Consider the following 15,342-nt stretch of genomic DNA (forward strand, 5'->3'; position numbering starts at 1 on the left):
ACACTGTAATTCCTCTCACAAAAATACAGGCCCTAGGACTCCAGCGCTACCCGTTCAAAGGTATTTGGTTACTTATTGTGCAATAAGTAAATGTGTTACTGCGTACGGTGTTGTTTGTAGTACGCCATCAAGCCCTGTGTTGAGCTGTCGTGCTCATTAACCACGTTATCGTCGGTTAATTCAGCTTCAATTTTAGAGGCTAAACCTTTACCAAGCTCAACGCCCCACTGATCAAATGAACATATTTGTAAAAGAATACCGTGGCAAAAAATCTTATGTTCATACAGTGCAATTAAACGACCCACCGCTTTTGCATCAACCGTGTCTAATAATATAGACGTTGTTGGGCGGTTTCCTTGATGAATTTTATGCTTTAGTAGCATTTCAATTTGCGCAGGCGTTTTGCCTTTGGCTGCTAAATCAGCGGTTATCTGCTGCGCATCTACCCCGTTCATTAATGCTTCGGTTTGTGCAAAAAAGTTCGATAATAAAATATTGTGATGCTTATCAACGCTAACCTGTGGTTTTACAGAGCCAATAAAGTCCGCAGGGACAATTACATTGCCTTGGTGCAAACATTGATAAAACGCATGCTGGCCATTTATTCCCGTCATGCCCCAAATAATAGGCACGGTAGTGTAAGGTACGGTTTGCCCATCAAAAGTGACGTGCTTACCGTTACTTTCCATTTCACCCTGTTGTAAATACGCAGGCAACATATGTAATGCTTGGTCGTAAGGTAAAATAGCTTGCGAATCAAATCCTAAAAAGCTGGTATTCCATACACTCAACAACGCCATAATTAAAGGAATATTCTGCTCAAGCGGTGCCGACTTAAAGTGCTCGTCAACTTCAAACGCCCCTTCTAAAATAGCTTCAAATGCTTCAAAGCCGGCATAAAGTGCAATAGGTAAACCAATGGCACTCCAAAGTGAAAAACGACCCCCAACCCAATCCCACATAGTAAATACGTTTTCGTCACTAATACCAAATGCCGCGGTTTTTTCTAAATTGGTGCTTACTGCCACAAAATGCTTTGCTATGGCGCTTTTATCTTTGGCGCTATTTAAAAACCAATCAACCGCTGTTTTTGAGTTGGTCATGGTTTCTGAGGTAGTAAAGGTTTTTGACGAAATAACAAATAACGTTGTTTCAGGGTCAACTTTATTCAATACTGACGCAATTTGTACGCCATCAGCATTAGAAACATAATGAACGTTTAACGGCTTATCAACCACTGCTTTAAGTGCTTCAGTCGCCGTTTGAGGGCCTAGGTTTGACCCCCCTACTCCAATACTCACTACATCTTTCACCGCTTTACCGGTGTAACCTAACCACTGCCCGCTGCGTACTTTTTCAACAAAGGTTTTAATTTTAGCAAGTTCGCTATCGACCGCCTCAGTAATATTTTCACCGTCAACAATAAGCGGTGTATGGGCGCGATTTCTAAGTGCGGTATGCAATACGGCACGGTCTTCGGTGATATTTATTTTCTCACCGGCAAACATTTTTTCACGCCACGCTTCAATATCACACTCTTTAGCTAATGAGATTAATTGAGCGAAAACTTTCTCATCAATACGTTGTTTTGAATAATCAAACAATACACCGGGAATGTGAGTAGAAAATTGAGAAAAACGAGAATCGTCTTGTGCAAATAAAGTTTTCAGATGTGTTTGTGCCATCTTTTGTGCACTATTTTCTAGTGCTTGCCAACTTACTAACTCAGAACGGCTCGCCATGTAAACATCCCCTAATTTATTAATCTATTGATTTAAAGCGCTTTATTTAATTTCTTACGACGTAAAACAACCGAATTTTGTAAAAAGCAAAGCCCAATATTATAGCTTAAAAAGTCTAATTTGCGTTATTTTTATAAGCTTTGATGCAGATAATAGCGCAATTTTTTGCTTTTGACACCGGTATCATAAAATTAAAAATTGAATTTAACAACTGATCAGCCCCTCTCTTTAATGAAGATTTTATTAATTTCTAACTGATCCAAATTAAAGCGAGCAAAAAAAAGGCCGACAAATGTCGGCCTTTCCTCTAAAAAAACAATTAACCGGTTAACGCTAAACCACCTGATAAGTTATAAACACTGCTGTAACCAAGCTCAGTCAAATTTGCTGCCGCAATTTTTGAACGGTTACCACTGCGACACACCAAAATATACTGGTTGTTTTTGTCCAATTGGCCTTGCGTAAGTGCATGAGCCATTCGACTTAAAGGAATATTTAAGGTTTTAGCTATGGGTACGTTTAGCAATACGCTTAAATTATTAGCGCCATGTTCATAAGGTTCTCGGGTATCAATTAAATACGCATTGCCCTTTACCAGTATTTCTTTTGCTTGGTTAAAACTTAATTGCGAAGTTTCTACAGCAGGCTTAGCATTAACATAACCACAGAGCGTGTTAGCTTGTGTGTGCTGTTGTAAATCTGCTTGCTGTTTTTGTGCGGCAAATTCAGCGTCATCAATATCACCTTTAATTAAGGTTTGTAATAATGGCGTTTGCTGCTGTTGAACAGCCCAGTTCATTGCAAAGCACTGTTGGTAATCATGCCCTGAACACACCACACTTTGCGGATTCAGCTCTGCTGCTAACATCGTCAAGGAATGCGCCATTTTCATTGCATCCCCGCCATCAAGCGCGGTATTTCCAAGCCCTGCAGGTAAAATTAAATCACCGCAAAAGCAATACTGAACATCTCCATTATTCGCTTTTAATAAATAACTCACGCTATCTTGGCTATGCCCTGGTGTGGCTAGCTTTTCGAGTACGTGAGTGGTTAATTGCAATGTGTCGCTATTCGTTGGCCAGCCTAATTTATCAACCTCTCCAGCGACTAAGTATTCTTTAAGTGCGCTGCGCATTAAATCAAGTGCGCAGTGACGTTCTTGATGCTCATGCGTATTTAAAATAGCGGTAATAGTTAAATTTTGCGTAGTTACTATTTTTTCAAAGCGAGGGATCAGTTCAATAATCGGATCGATAATAAATGCATGTTGATCATCTGTTACATACAACCAACTACATGCACCTTGGTGTCTAAATTGGGTAAGCCCTAAAGCACATACTTCTTGCAAAGGAAAACTGCTATCAGAAATCACTAAACAGTTAGCTTGTAATACCGTTTTAAGCGCTCTAATTTGTTCACATGCATCATCTATTTGCGCCATCGTAGCAGCAGGGCCAAATGACAAACGAATAGCGTTTTCACTTTGCCACTGTGAGGCTCCCATCGCATCAAGCACAAAGCTCTGCGTAGCTCCCGTGCTGCATGCAGAGCCGCCGCTGACCCTAATACCTGCAGCGTCAAACAAATCAATAACTTCTTTACTGGTTAAATCGTTAACTGCAAAATTAAGCGTTGTGGGCACAGAGCAGGCAAAGTCATGATTAAAGGTAATACTTCCAAAAGTATCAACTAAGGCGCTATGCAGTTTATCTCGATACAAGTTAAGTACATCTATTGATTTAAAAGTCTCGTCTTGTTTATCTAGCAGCAAACTAAACAGCTTATTGAGCCCAGCTATACCAGGCAGGTTTTCTGTACCAGAGCGCATGCCACTTTCTTGGCCGCCACCGGCTATAAAAGGCGTGTATGGGCTGCCTTGACGAATATACAATAAACCTATGCCTTTAGGTGCATAAAGTTTATGCCCTGAAAAAGGCGCATAATCAATCGTTGTTTCACTTAGGTTTAGCTGTTGTTTGCCAAGCGCTTGTACACAATCAACCATCCAAGTGACTTGGCTATTACGACTACGAATCACCTTTTCTATGGCGCTTAGATCTTGGTAAACACCGGTTTCATTATTAACGGCCATCGTGCAAATCATCAAAGCGTCATCAATATGCTGAGCAATAAAGTCTAAATCTAAAATACCATCACGATTAACCGGAATAGCAATAATATCAGCGTTAATCTCAAGCACTGTATTCCAATGCTTTAGCGTATTAGGCACCGCTTTATGTTCGGTTGCCCCATACAATAAAACGGGGTTTGGCTTTGTATGGTGTTTTGCATTAATGAGCGTCGATACGATGGCGGTTTGAATCCCCTCAGTGGCACCGGAGGTGAATAAAATATCACCTTGCTGCGCGCCAATGACGGTACGGGCTTTTTGCCTAGTTTGTTCTAATAAGTGTTTGGCTTGAATGCCGGTTATATGAGGACTTGAGGGATTACCAAAACAAATTTGCATAGCATGGCACACCACCTCTGCAATACAGGGCAATACAGGTGTGGTCGCATTTGCATCGAGATAAACTTGAGCTTTGGGTTCATCTGGCAATAAAAACTCTGACATTAAAAACGCACCTTATTACTAAAAAATATATCTTATTCCCAATAGTACATAGTTTTGACAGGAATGAATAATAATCTTTCGTAATTAAAGTGCGTTTACTATACCTTTTAGTGACCGAGCTCTTGCGCGAGTTCTTCGTGTTTGGATGACCAAGCATTAATAAGTGCTTTGACTAATGATGCTAATGGAATGGCAAAAAACACTCCCCAAAAACCCCATAGCCCACCAAAAAATAGCACCGCAACAATAATAAATACCGGATTTAAATCAACCGCTTCAGAGAACAATAAAGGCACCAATACGTTGCCATCGAGCGCTTGAATAATGCCGTATATAATTAAAACGGTCCAAAATTGAGTTTCTAAACCAAACTGAAACAGCGCTACTGCGGCCACTGGTATAGTTACTAACGCTGCGCCCACAAACGGAATAAGCACCGAAAAGCCTACGAGAACGCCTAAAAGCGCGGCGTACCGTAAGTCCAGTATGGTAAAAGCAATAAACGACACAGAACCAACAATTAAAATTTCAAATACTTTGCCACGAATATAATTCATTATTTGCTGATTCATTTCATGCCACACTTGTAAAATTAAGCGGCGTTGGCGTGGGATCATTTTAGCAATGCTGGCACTGAGCTCTACTTTATCTTTGAGCATAAAAAACACCAGTAGCGGTACCAAAATAAGGTAAATTAACCATGCTACAGCGTCTTTTAATGAATTAAGCGACGCAGACAATACCACTTGGCCAAAGTCGAGAACTTTGGTTTCAACGGTTACTACAATCGATTGTACTTGCTCTGCGCTAATAAGGCTGGGGTATTTATCAGGCAGATCGAGTAAAAACGATTTACCTTGTTCAACCATATGCGGTGTTTCTTGGACTAAGTTACTGCTTTGCTGCCAAAGCACAGGGCCTATAACCAATATTAAAGTGAGCATAATGCCAATAAATATCAGCATTACTATGCTGGTGGCAGTAAAACGCTTAAGGCCAAACCGTTCTAAGTGAACCACAGGCCAATCTAATAAATAAGCTATGATCAGTGCCACTAACACAGGCACAATTAATGGGCCAAAAAAGTACAACATGGCAACCAGTGCCAACAATAAAAAAAGTAAAGTGACTGAATCAGGATCAGAAAACTTTTTTTCATACCATGCTTTTACATATTCAAACACGTAACGGCTCCACTAATAACAACCCCTGTTGTTTATTTAACTTGTAATAATACGCTTTTTTTTGCAAATATCGTTCAATATCATCAGTGTTTTGTTCTTGTGAGATATTAAAGGTAATTGCTTGTTTTAACGATATTGCATCACGCAGCCCTAATTTAAACTGAATAAATTGCTGTGGGCATTTATAAGTGCGTAAATTTAGCTCTAGCATACTCGTTTCGCTACCTATTCACATTAATAATAAGTCCTATAACAGGGCCAATTGAGATTAACCGCAGTTAAATTTAACTTTTTCTTAAAACAACCTCTGCAATGGTTTATCCTTATAGCATCGTTAGCTATCAGGATACGTTAATGCCTAATTCGCATAATAAAGCGCAATTGCCTAGCAATCCAACTCTCAAAGAAATTAATTGGTTTAAAAAGCAAATTAATTGGGGGGAGCTGCCGCATTTTTATCATTTAGTGGCTTCGTCGGTAAGTGAATGTGAAAGTATTTTAGATCACGGATTTGATAATGCCATTAAGCGTATTATCGACAAACGCAATTGGAATTTAGAAGCGCTGGGAATAGACCCCAACGAGCTTTATGAAAAAGAAAGCAATAACAAACCACGAATTTCACTGCATCAAGTGTTTACCGAGCGTGGTTTTGAATTACAAGCCTTCCCTTTTTCTAATGATACCGCCATCGATAGGTACGCACGACATGATGAATCAATGGAGTTTAGGTTATGGGATCCATTGACGATGAAAACCGTTATTCGCATTAATCAGTTACATAAATTCATTGGCTTTTACTTAGACCAAGGCGATGAGGCAGATAAAGCGCTTATATTACATTCTCACAAAGTGGTTCATAAAATTATTGCTTTTTTACAAACTCAATTGAACATTGTTAAGGTTGATGGGGTCACAATAAAGGCGTTTTATCAACTATGTGAAAAGGACAGCCGTTTATACACAGATGATCTTTCAAGTGCTAGTGCCCCTGATAAAAAATAAACAAGGAATATAATGCAGCTAAAATCAGCCTTTATCACTTTATGCAGTGCAGCGCTTACATTTAGCCTACTGATAAGTGAGCCGTTAAAGGCACAAACCAATCTTCAACTGCCCGACTTAGGCACTTCAGCCTTACAAGCATTGCCAATTGAAAAAGAAAAAGCGATTGGTGAAGTGATGATGATGCAGATCAGAGGCTCATCGCCTTTGATTAACGATCCGGTGCTTGATGAATACCTAACAACCTTAGGTAGAAAGTTAGTTGCTAACGCCAATGATGTGCGTTTTGGGTTTTCATTCTTTTGGTTAAATAATCCCGAAATCAATGCATTTGCATTTTATGGCGGCCATGTTGGTGTACACACCGGATTAATAGCCCAAGCCGATAACGAGAGTCAATTTGCATCGGTTCTTGGCCATGAAATTGCACACGTCACCCAGCGCCACTTAGCAAGGCGCATTCAGCAGCAACAAGATAATAGCGGGCTTACCATTGCAGGCATGATTGCTGGTATTTTAGCCGCGGTTGTAGCCCCTGATGCCGGTATGGCTATTATTTCAGCCAGCCAAACACAATCAGCTTTCAGTCAGCTGACACATAGCCGTTCTGCCGAACAAGAAGCAGACAGAATGGGCATGCAAACCCTCAACAACGCAGGGTTTGATGCCAGAGCATCAAGTGAATTTTTAACTAAACTGGCTGCGCAAATTCGTTATAAATATAAACCACCGGCGTTTTTACTCACTCACCCTCTTCCTGAAAGTCGTGTGTCAGATGTTCGCCTTCGTGCCGAGCAATACCCTAAACGCCAAGTAAGCTCGAGCCTTGATTTTGACTTAGCAAAAAGCCGAGTCCTGGCGCGTTACGATAACAAACCCGAAAACGCAGAAGCCTTATTTAGAAAGTTAATGCGCGAAAACACCTATAACAACGTAGCATTACAATACGGTTTAGCTATTAGTTTGCTTGATCAAAAAAAGACGGATGAAGCACAACCTATTCTTGATGAGTTACTGGCAGACGATCCTAAAAACTTATTTTATATTGATACCAAAACAGATTTACTCATTGCACAAAAAAAAGCCGCAGAAGCTGTTAGTTACTTAAGCGAGTTAAATAATTATCGGCCAAATAACCAAGTGATCACCTTAAATTACGCCAACGCGGCATTAGAGGCTGAGCAATATGAGTTAGCTGAAAATATATTAAAGTCGTTTTTACTGGAAAAACCCGATCACAGTTTAGGCAAACAGCTTTTAACTGACGCCTACAAAAAACAAGAAAAATTGGCGGCCTACCATGAAGCCAATGCCGATGTATTATCTCAGTATGGTGCGTATTTAAAAGCGGCCGACGAAATACAAAAAGCGCTTAATTTTGTAGAGCCAAGTGAAAATGTTAAGCAACAGCGCTTAAAAGCGCTACTCACACAGTATCGGTTATTGCAAAAAGAGCTTGCGAGGCTTTAAGTCTTTAGTGAGTTCACCTAAAATAGCCACAATTTATACTTTGGATGTATTTTTATGTCAGTTACTATTTATCATAATCCGCGTTGTTCAAAATCACGCGAAACCCTTAACCTATTACAAAGTAAAAACATTGAACCGAGTGTTGTTGAATACTTAAAAACACCCCTTTCTCATGAGCAAATTAGTACCTTAGTTTCTCAACTTGGGTTTAATTCGGCACGAGATTTGATGCGCATCAAAGAAGAGCAGTACAAAGCGCTTAATTTAAAAGATGAAAACAGCGAGTCAGTGCTTATTGATGCCATGGTCAATCATCCAAAACTAATTGAGCGCCCTATTGTAGTAAATAACAATAAAGCCGCCCTAGGTCGCCCGCCTGAAAACGTATTAAGCGTTTTATAATGAGCACAACTATCGTGGTGCTGTATCACTCAAGCCATGGCTCAGTAGAGGCTATGGCGCATGAGATTGCAGAGTCAATAGAGCAACAAGGCGCAACCGCATTACTGCGTACTTTTGTGGCCAAAAACCCGCACGACATTGTGATCAGTAAAGATGATTTAGTTTCCTGCGACGGGCTTGCATTTGGTACGCCGACCCGCTTTGGCATGATGGCTTCACAAGCAAAAACGTTTTGGGAAACCACCAGCGATCTTTGGCTCAAAGGCCAACTTATTGATAAACCTGCCTGTGTGTTTTCATCATCAAGCAGTATGCATGGTGGCAATGAAGCAACCCTACTCAATTTGTCATTGCCTTTGTTACACCATGGGATGATGTTGATGGGCGTACCTTACGATGTACCTGAGTTGCTCGGCACCGAAACAGGAGGAACACCTTATGGCGCCTCTCACGTTGCAGGTAGCAATAACAGCTCAACCCTGAGTAAGGATGAAATTAAAATATGTCAAAGCGTAGGAAAGCGCCTGACTCAAGTTGCGAGTAAACTTAAATGATTCAAGCAAGCGAGCCTGCTAAAAAACCGGTTACCATTAAATTTCAGCGCCTAGCCTTATTTGGTTATATTGGCCTGCTTATTTTAATGCCGTTATGGATGTTTATATTAGCCCCAAGAGACGGCCACAGTAACACCTTTCTTTTCTTAGTGTATGTATTGCCACTATTACTGCCTTTAAAAGGCATATTACAAGATAAAGCCTACACCTATGCGTGGGCTAATTTTATTGTTATGTTTTATTTTATTCATGGGTTTACATTACTGTGGGTCGCACAAGATGAGCTTATATGGGTATTACTAGAGTTATTATTTGCCTCATCTATGTTTATTGGCTGTACTTATTATGCGCGCCACAGAGGGCAAGAACTTGGGCTTAAAATTCGTAAGCTTAAAGATGAGCTCGCTGAAGAAAAAGCCGCACACGAGCACGATAAAAACAATCCGTAATAAATACCCAACAATGCAAAAACGCGCTAATTAGCGCGTTTTTTTGTAGCAAGATATTAAGTTTTAAACTAACTCGCTTAAAGCTGCCAGCCCCACAATACAGGCTAAACCTAGTTGAGCTACAAGACTAAAAACCGACATCATTCTTACTAAAAACAACCCCCATGGGTGTTTTACATGCGGGTACAATGAGCAGCGCTTTAAGTTCGTTGCAAAGAAAAAACACACCACCGCCGTCATGGTCATAAAAAGAGTAAGCTCACTTTTTATAGTGATGTTTTCATCAAAAAAGAAAAATAACTGTAGCGGTAATAATAAAGCCACAACCGCATGTAACACATGCACCTTTTTAATTCGCTCTAGCTGCCCTTCTGGCGATAACTCTTTAATACCAAAGTCGCGCTCAAGGCACTTAACTAAGTTGCTGGCTTTTATACTAACCGCTAATCGGTAACAACTTAACCCCTCGTTATTTCGCGCTCTAAAGTCATATCCTGCTTTGAGCAGTAAAATCATTAACGATTCGTTTTTACTTATCACCGCGTAATGCAGCGCCGTATTACCTTGGCCGTCTACCGCTTTTTTATCTTGGTACTGCAGGAGTGTTTCTACTACATTTACGTAGCCTTTTTCTGCCGCCCACATAAATGCTGTTTTATTATCTTCATCGGTTAAGGTGCCCGTGGCGCCTTGCTCAATAAAGCGCATTGCCATGGTTTGCTTAGCTTTTTTCTTGTTTAAATGCGCAAGTAAGGCATTTTCTAAAAGCACAATAGAGTCAACATCAGGAGACACCTGAGTTAACAAAGTAAAGTAATCTTTGCCAGCAGCCACTTTTTCACTGGTCAGCTCTGCTAAGTGGTCAATATCAGCAATCGACTGGGGAATATGCGCACTTAAACGCTCTCTAAAATCGACCTCTTTCCAAATAGATAAGGTATCTTCAGCTGAGAGCTTTGCACCTTGCTCTAGCGCATGCTCTATCAGAGTAAAAAAGCGTTTACTAAAAAATAAGCTAATTAAAGAAAGTGGCGTTTCAATGTTATTTTGTGCCGACACACTTGCATACTTTTCAAGTCGCTGACACAGCATTAGCACAATATTTTCTATGCTGTAATCATTGGCAAAATAATGCTCTTTCAGTGCAGCAATATACTCTTGTGCGTTTTCATCATATTCAGAAATATGCTGAAAATAACACTCTTCAAATGGCTCTAAGGGGGTTAACCAGGTTAAATAATAAATTGGGGGTAAAACAGTAGTGCATACACCATTATCTTCTTCAGTAGAGCGACAGGCGGGCCAAGCTTCTAAAGCATCTAAAATGAAGGCACCGTTTTGTTCAACCAGCCCTTTGACCAGTAACGGGTATTCCTTTGGCCAAATTAGTACATTTTCCATTAAAACAACACAACTCCAGTGTAGCTCGGGTGAGTAGTCAGTTATAACAGTATTTAGCTGACACCACGCTTAATCAAAGAAGCCAATATTCTACCACAGCTAGGTAGCCAAGCTAGCGTAAACTCATGCAATATAGGCCAAAATACAAAAGCAGCTAACGACATCTGCCATTAGCTGCTTTTAGGTTGGAGCTGTTAATTGCAAAAGTACTAACTTTGCTGAAGTTCTGCTGTGACTTGGTCTAATCCCACATCAGAAATACGTTGAATGATCTCTTTTTGCTTAGCACTGAGTAACGAAATTCCCTCTGCAACAATATCGTATACTTTCCACTGGTTGTTGTTACCTAAACGCAATTTAAAGTGCAAATCAATGGTTGGCTTATTCGGTTCAATAATTTGCGTTTTTACCGTAGCAAATTTAGAGTCGCTTGCAGCAGCGTCTTGCTCAAATATTACATCCTGCCCTGTGTACTTCATAAGCGCACCGGCATATGTTCCTGTTAAGTAATGCTCTACAGCATTAATAAACGCAACACCTTGTTCGCGGTTAATACCTTTAATATGCTTACCTAATAATTTAAACGACACAAACTTAACATCAATATGTGGCATTAAACGCTGCTGAACAATTAACGACATGGCTTCTTTGCTGGCATCGCCTTTCGCATTTACCTGTCCAATATCGTTAAATAATGATTCTGCTACAGTTTGCAATAACTGCTTAGGTGATGGCTGCGTTTGTGCATACAAAGTGCTACTGAAAAAAACAGCAATAACCACTAAAAGCTTTATAAGTTTCATAAAAAATGCATAGTTTAAATAATTAATTTAAGCGTAATTTACGCAAATAACAGGCAATAAAAAAGGCATAAATAAGCAACTTATTAATGCCTAATTGGCACCAATTGAATTAATTAAATAAATTCAATTGGTTAAATAAATCGGTTAACAAGCCATATACAAGCGGCTTTTTGTCCTCATTGAAAACACCAATTCACCGCCCTTATTATCCCTTTAATATTTTGACTTAAACCCTAGTTGGCCGTTATGAAAACCTCATACAACAGACTTTTTGTTCTTGTTTTTACCCTGTTTATATTGGCTACCAAAGCCGCTTATGCATCCTCTAACCATGGTTATGCCGTCGATTTTTTAAAAGGAGAAGGCAATGTAACAGGGACAAAGCTTGCGTATCAATATCACCCTCAAGGAATGCAAAACTTTGTCGGCGATGCTCGTTTTTATTTAGAAAGCAGCGTTAACGTGTGGCAATACCGCCATGATCAACAATCACAATCCAACGTGGTCTTGGCTGTGTCACCGGTGGTGCAATTTCCAGCATTTAGTGTATACAACACCCCCTTTTATGTAGAGGCTGGCATTGGTTTTTCATTACTTGATGAGCGCTATTTTGCCGGTAAAAACCTAAGTACTCACTATCAGTTTGAAGATAGGATAGGCCTAGTGGCAGATTTTGGTGAAACCAATGTAGCGCTGCGAATTATTCACTATTCAAACGCCGGATTTAAAGCGCCCAACCCAGGCATTAACTTTTTAACGTTATCGGTGGCACAACGGTTTTAATTGCTTATTTACAGTCCTAGAGAGGATTGCGGCTTTTATTTAAAGTGGTCATAATTACCGCTTAATAAAAAATAAGAGCATCGCAATGCAAATTTGGCAAATCGTACTCGTTATCGTGATTGTACTGGCTATTGTTATCGGCAATTTAGTACTGCTGCGTTTAAGTGCAAAAAGCGAGTTTAAACCCTCAGCACCACGCTCATCTGCGCAAAGCAAAGAAACAAAAAAGCCCTGAATATTCAGGGCTTTTTTTCGTTTAAATGATTGTTCTAACCAACTAACCAGTGTGCCATTAAGGCAATAACAGGCAAGGTTACTAAGGTTCTGAGAATAAAAATAACAAATAGCTCAAAAATATTAACCGGTATTTTACTACCCAATAAAAGTGCGCCCACTTCAGACATATAAATAAGTTGCGTTACACTCATAGCAGCAATAATAAAGCGTGTTACATCGCTTTCAATTGAGCCTGCGGCTAAAATAGACGGAATAAACATATCTGCAAATCCCACCATAATCGTTTGCGCCGCCATTTCAGCTTCAGGTATTTGTAGTAATTCTAAAAATGGAATAAACGGCATACCTAAATATTGAAATATCGGCGTGTACTCAGCAATAATTAACGCAAATGTACCCACAGCCATTACCACAGGTAATACTGCAAACACCATATCAAATGCGTTGTGTAAGCCCTCTTCAATTGTGCCTTTTAAGCCTGGTGCTTTTTCTGCTTTAGTTAATGCAACATCAAGTGAATGCTTAAATAATGTTTTGCCTTCAGGAACCAATTCAGCGTTTCCATCGGGCTCTTCACCATCAATAAGCACGTCCTTTTTAAAACGCAGTGGCGGTAAACGCGGAACAATTATCGCAGCCACTACACCCGCTAAACACACGGTTAGGTAAAAAGGTGCAAATAAATATTCAAGCTTTACTTGGCCAATAACAACCAAACAAAAGGTAATTGATACAGCAGAGAAAGTGGTACCAATAATCGCAGCTTCACGTTGAGTGTAGTATTTATCTTCATACTGGCGTGCAGTCATCAAAATACCGACACTGCCATCACCTAACCACGAAGCAACACAGTTAACTGCACTGCGCCCTGGTACGCCAAACAATGGACGCATTACTTTAGTAAGTAAGGTACCCACCAGCTCAAGTAAACCAAAATTAAGTAATAACGGCAGTAACAAGCCCGCTAAAATAAACACCGAAAACAACACTGGTAGTAAATCTTTTAATACTAATAAACCGGTATTTTCTGAGGTAATAGCATGCGGCCCAACTTGAAAATAAGTTAAAAGCACAAACGCCATACCAAATAACCGTGTTACTAACCAAATCCAACTCACATTAAACAAATGATTTAATAAGCGAAATTTGGTTAAGCTTTTCGGTTTAAACACACTAAATATCAACGACATAACGCCAGTAATACAAATAATTGTCGCTATTAGCCCTAGTGCTATTTCACTAAATAAGGCTTGAATTGCTTTTGCCATTACCGCAATAGGGATCGTCATTATTTCGCCAGACGGTACTGGCGTCATGAACAAAAAAACACCGATTAATGAAGGAATTAAAAAAACCAACCATACTTTCAAATCATAACTTTTTTGGACCGGTGCTGGGCGTGATGAATCTAACTGAGACATATTTTCAACCTGTAAAAACCACAAAAAGAGCTAAGTGCTCTTTTTGTGGGAAGTATTTATATTTATTAAATTTTAATACCGCGCTTGATTAACGCCGCTTCTAATGCTTGTTGTAACCCATTCATTGTACCTGGTTCAAGCGTTTCGCCTTTGTCATCCATCCACGTTAGACTGGTGCCACCTTGTTTGGTTTTGCTAACCAAAATTTGGTATTGACCTTCATCAATTGGAAGCTCTGTTGGTTCATCGCCCCAAATTGAATCCCACACACTGCTTTCTACTTTCGCATAATCTGCTGTAATTAAACCTGTCTCTTGGTTTACTTCAACAATAGTAAAAGATAAACGCTCTAAAAATCCAGAAAAGCGATCGAATACGGTGTCATACGTTTGCTCAGTAACAAGTGCGGCATTGCCTTTGTTATCAAACCCGAGTTCTAACGAGATGATCCCTTGACGCTTACGCATATCAACTTCAAGCTGACGGTAGCGGTAATCAAACTCGCTCACTACTTGGTTAAGCGCACGCACTTCAAGCTGTTGTTTTAATAAATCAGTTAGCGGCTTATCACCTTTAAAATCAATAAGCTCAGCGGTTAAAGACGCTGTGCGTTGGTGTTCTTTTTCTTCAATGGTAAATTTAAAACGCTCTAAATCAACGCTTTCATCATTGCCCCATAACCAGCTTTCTTCTGGCTTTACAATAGCGTACCAATCGGTTACGAGTGTTCCTTGCGTTTTATCTTGCTGTGTTGCGTTAATGTTATTATCAGCAAGCACCGCTTGAATCGAATCCCAAATAAACACATCTAAATCTTCAATGCCGTCATTTTTATCAAAATAAATACGCGCTTGTTTATCTGCTTCCTCAACCCAACTGCCTTTAGCAATGGTTAAAACTTGCGCCGGCGGACGATAGTTTGTTGCCTCCGGATTATTATCATATTGACCCACATCCATTTTATAAACAGGATCTTGAGCGGGTTGAGATAACGATGCAGGCGCTTTAACCGGCTCATGGGCGCGGTAATTACGCTCATTATGAGCATCACTTGTAAATACACTACACCCTGACAAACTTACCAATACACTTACTGCTAGTGCTTTTGGGATCCAATACTGCACAGATAATTCTCCTTAGCATACCCTTAATTGTTTTAACAAATATATGAGTGGGTAATGCCGATTTGGTTCAGTGTAAAATCAATATTAACTTTACATTTATAATTTGCTTGCCTAACTGCATTCAGCCTATGAGATAACAAACGGACTAGGCTACAAATAGACACATTTTTGCTATGGTACTTTCACAAGCTT

The 15,342-nt window shown here is 39.9% G+C and carries 15 protein-coding genes; 7 read left to right on the forward strand and 8 right to left on the reverse strand.

The window, feature by feature from the left end:
- Window positions 1-95: 95 nt before the first annotated feature.
- From pgi to ND6B_RS00310, 4 genes are all read right to left on the reverse strand, one after another.
- Window positions 96-1,742: a glucose-6-phosphate isomerase gene (pgi, locus tag ND6B_RS00325; RefSeq protein ID WP_033104403.1), complete on the reverse strand. Its 1,647-nt coding sequence runs from the start codon at window positions 1,740-1,742 to the stop codon at window positions 96-98.
- 319 nt (window positions 1,743-2,061) lie between these two features.
- Window positions 2,062-4,317, reverse strand: a complete 2,256-nt coding sequence (locus ND6B_RS00320; RefSeq protein WP_033104404.1) for an aminotransferase class V-fold PLP-dependent enzyme — start codon at window positions 4,315-4,317, stop codon at window positions 2,062-2,064.
- A gap of 107 nt (window positions 4,318-4,424) precedes the next feature.
- Window positions 4,425-5,501, reverse strand: coding sequence for an AI-2E family transporter (locus ND6B_RS00315; RefSeq protein ID WP_033104405.1), 1,077 nt, complete (start codon window positions 5,499-5,501; stop codon window positions 4,425-4,427).
- The gene (locus ND6B_RS00310) at window positions 5,494-5,712 is read right to left on the reverse strand and encodes a hypothetical protein (RefSeq protein ID WP_033104406.1); all 219 of its coding nucleotides are present in this window, start codon (window positions 5,710-5,712) and stop codon (window positions 5,494-5,496) included. Before ND6B_RS00310 ends, ND6B_RS00315 begins: the two co-directional genes overlap by 8 nt.
- Window positions 5,713-5,855: 143 nt before the next feature.
- Between ND6B_RS00310 and ND6B_RS00305 the strand changes: the two genes are divergently transcribed.
- Genes ND6B_RS00305 through ND6B_RS00285 form a run of 5 tightly spaced genes read left to right on the forward strand, consistent with a single transcriptional unit; the run spans window position 5,856 to window position 9,381 of the window.
- Window positions 5,856-6,506: a hypothetical protein gene (locus ND6B_RS00305; protein WP_033104407.1), complete on the forward strand. Its 651-nt coding sequence runs from the start codon at window positions 5,856-5,858 to the stop codon at window positions 6,504-6,506.
- Between the two features lie 12 nt (window positions 6,507-6,518).
- A complete protein-coding gene (locus tag ND6B_RS00300) occupies window positions 6,519-7,976 on the forward strand; it encodes a M48 family metalloprotease (RefSeq protein ID WP_033104408.1) in 1,458 nt (485 codons plus the stop codon).
- A gap of 54 nt (window positions 7,977-8,030) precedes the next feature.
- Entirely contained in the window at window positions 8,031-8,378 is a 348-nt protein-coding gene (gene arsC, locus ND6B_RS00295; RefSeq protein WP_013465254.1) for an arsenate reductase (glutaredoxin), read from the forward strand.
- A complete protein-coding gene (gene wrbA / locus ND6B_RS00290; RefSeq protein ID WP_033104409.1) occupies window positions 8,378-8,932 on the forward strand; it encodes an NAD(P)H:quinone oxidoreductase in 555 nt (184 codons plus the stop codon). The genes arsC and wrbA overlap by 1 nt, the downstream gene beginning before the upstream one ends.
- A complete protein-coding gene (locus tag ND6B_RS00285) occupies window positions 8,929-9,381 on the forward strand; it encodes a DUF2069 domain-containing protein (RefSeq protein WP_033104410.1) in 453 nt (150 codons plus the stop codon). The genes wrbA and ND6B_RS00285 overlap by 4 nt, the downstream gene beginning before the upstream one ends.
- A 63-nt stretch (window positions 9,382-9,444) precedes the next feature.
- Here the strand turns inward: ND6B_RS00285 and ND6B_RS00280 are convergent, their stop codons facing one another.
- Together ND6B_RS00280 and ND6B_RS00275 are read right to left on the reverse strand one after the other, a co-directional pair.
- Entirely contained in the window at window positions 9,445-10,782 is a 1,338-nt protein-coding gene (locus ND6B_RS00280) for an ankyrin repeat domain-containing protein (protein ID WP_024601119.1), read from the reverse strand.
- A gap of 209 nt (window positions 10,783-10,991) precedes the next feature.
- Entirely contained in the window at window positions 10,992-11,585 is a 594-nt protein-coding gene (locus ND6B_RS00275; protein WP_024601118.1) for an MlaC/ttg2D family ABC transporter substrate-binding protein, read from the reverse strand.
- Between the two features lie 246 nt (window positions 11,586-11,831).
- Between ND6B_RS00275 and ND6B_RS00270 the strand changes: the two genes are divergently transcribed.
- Window positions 11,832-12,368 carry an acyloxyacyl hydrolase gene (locus ND6B_RS00270; protein ID WP_033104411.1) on the forward strand — a complete coding sequence of 179 codons (537 nt, stop codon included), beginning with the start codon at window positions 11,832-11,834 and terminating at the stop codon, window positions 12,366-12,368.
- An 85-nt stretch (window positions 12,369-12,453) separates the two neighbouring features.
- Complete coding sequence (locus tag ND6B_RS20065) at window positions 12,454-12,603, forward strand: DUF2897 family protein (protein ID WP_076916055.1); 150 nt, start codon at window positions 12,454-12,456, stop codon at window positions 12,601-12,603.
- Between the two features lie 34 nt (window positions 12,604-12,637).
- Here ND6B_RS20065 and ND6B_RS00265 read toward each other — a convergent pair whose 3' ends face one another.
- Window positions 12,638-14,026 carry a YjiH family protein gene (locus ND6B_RS00265; RefSeq protein WP_024601116.1) on the reverse strand — a complete coding sequence of 463 codons (1,389 nt, stop codon included), beginning with the start codon at window positions 14,024-14,026 and terminating at the stop codon, window positions 12,638-12,640.
- A 65-nt stretch (window positions 14,027-14,091) separates the two neighbouring features.
- Window positions 14,092-15,150: an outer membrane protein assembly factor BamC gene (gene bamC, locus ND6B_RS00260; protein WP_033104412.1), complete on the reverse strand. Its 1,059-nt coding sequence runs from the start codon at window positions 15,148-15,150 to the stop codon at window positions 14,092-14,094.
- Between the last annotated feature and the right edge of the window lie 192 nt (window positions 15,151-15,342).

It is taken from the genome of Pseudoalteromonas sp. ND6B, assembly GCF_000764215.1.
GTDB lineage: Bacteria > Pseudomonadota > Gammaproteobacteria > Enterobacterales > Alteromonadaceae > Pseudoalteromonas > Pseudoalteromonas tetraodonis.

Excerpts from the sequence above, each read along its gene's own strand:
- pgi (WP_033104403.1), bottom strand. The coding sequence starts at position 1,742 with ATGGCGAGCCGTTCTGAGTTAGTAAGTTGGCAAGCACTAGAAAATAGT.
- ND6B_RS00320 (WP_033104404.1), bottom strand. The coding sequence starts at position 4,317 with ATGTCAGAGTTTTTATTGCCAGATGAACCCAAAGCTCAAGTTTATCTC.
- ND6B_RS00310 (WP_033104406.1), bottom strand. The coding sequence starts at position 5,712 with ATGCTAGAGCTAAATTTACGCACTTATAAATGCCCACAGCAATTTATT.
- ND6B_RS00305 (WP_033104407.1), top strand. The coding sequence starts at position 5,856 with ATGCCTAATTCGCATAATAAAGCGCAATTGCCTAGCAATCCAACTCTC.
- ND6B_RS00300 (WP_033104408.1), top strand. The coding sequence starts at position 6,519 with ATGCAGCTAAAATCAGCCTTTATCACTTTATGCAGTGCAGCGCTTACA.
- arsC (WP_013465254.1), top strand. The coding sequence starts at position 8,031 with ATGTCAGTTACTATTTATCATAATCCGCGTTGTTCAAAATCACGCGAA.
- wrbA (WP_033104409.1), top strand. The coding sequence starts at position 8,378 with ATGAGCACAACTATCGTGGTGCTGTATCACTCAAGCCATGGCTCAGTA.
- ND6B_RS00285 (WP_033104410.1), top strand. The coding sequence starts at position 8,929 with ATGATTCAAGCAAGCGAGCCTGCTAAAAAACCGGTTACCATTAAATTT.
- ND6B_RS00280 (WP_024601119.1), bottom strand. The coding sequence starts at position 10,782 with ATGGAAAATGTACTAATTTGGCCAAAGGAATACCCGTTACTGGTCAAA.
- ND6B_RS00275 (WP_024601118.1), bottom strand. The coding sequence starts at position 11,585 with ATGAAACTTATAAAGCTTTTAGTGGTTATTGCTGTTTTTTTCAGTAGC.
- ND6B_RS00270 (WP_033104411.1), top strand. The coding sequence starts at position 11,832 with ATGAAAACCTCATACAACAGACTTTTTGTTCTTGTTTTTACCCTGTTT.
- ND6B_RS20065 (WP_076916055.1), top strand. The coding sequence starts at position 12,454 with ATGCAAATTTGGCAAATCGTACTCGTTATCGTGATTGTACTGGCTATT.
- ND6B_RS00265 (WP_024601116.1), bottom strand. The coding sequence starts at position 14,026 with ATGTCTCAGTTAGATTCATCACGCCCAGCACCGGTCCAAAAAAGTTAT.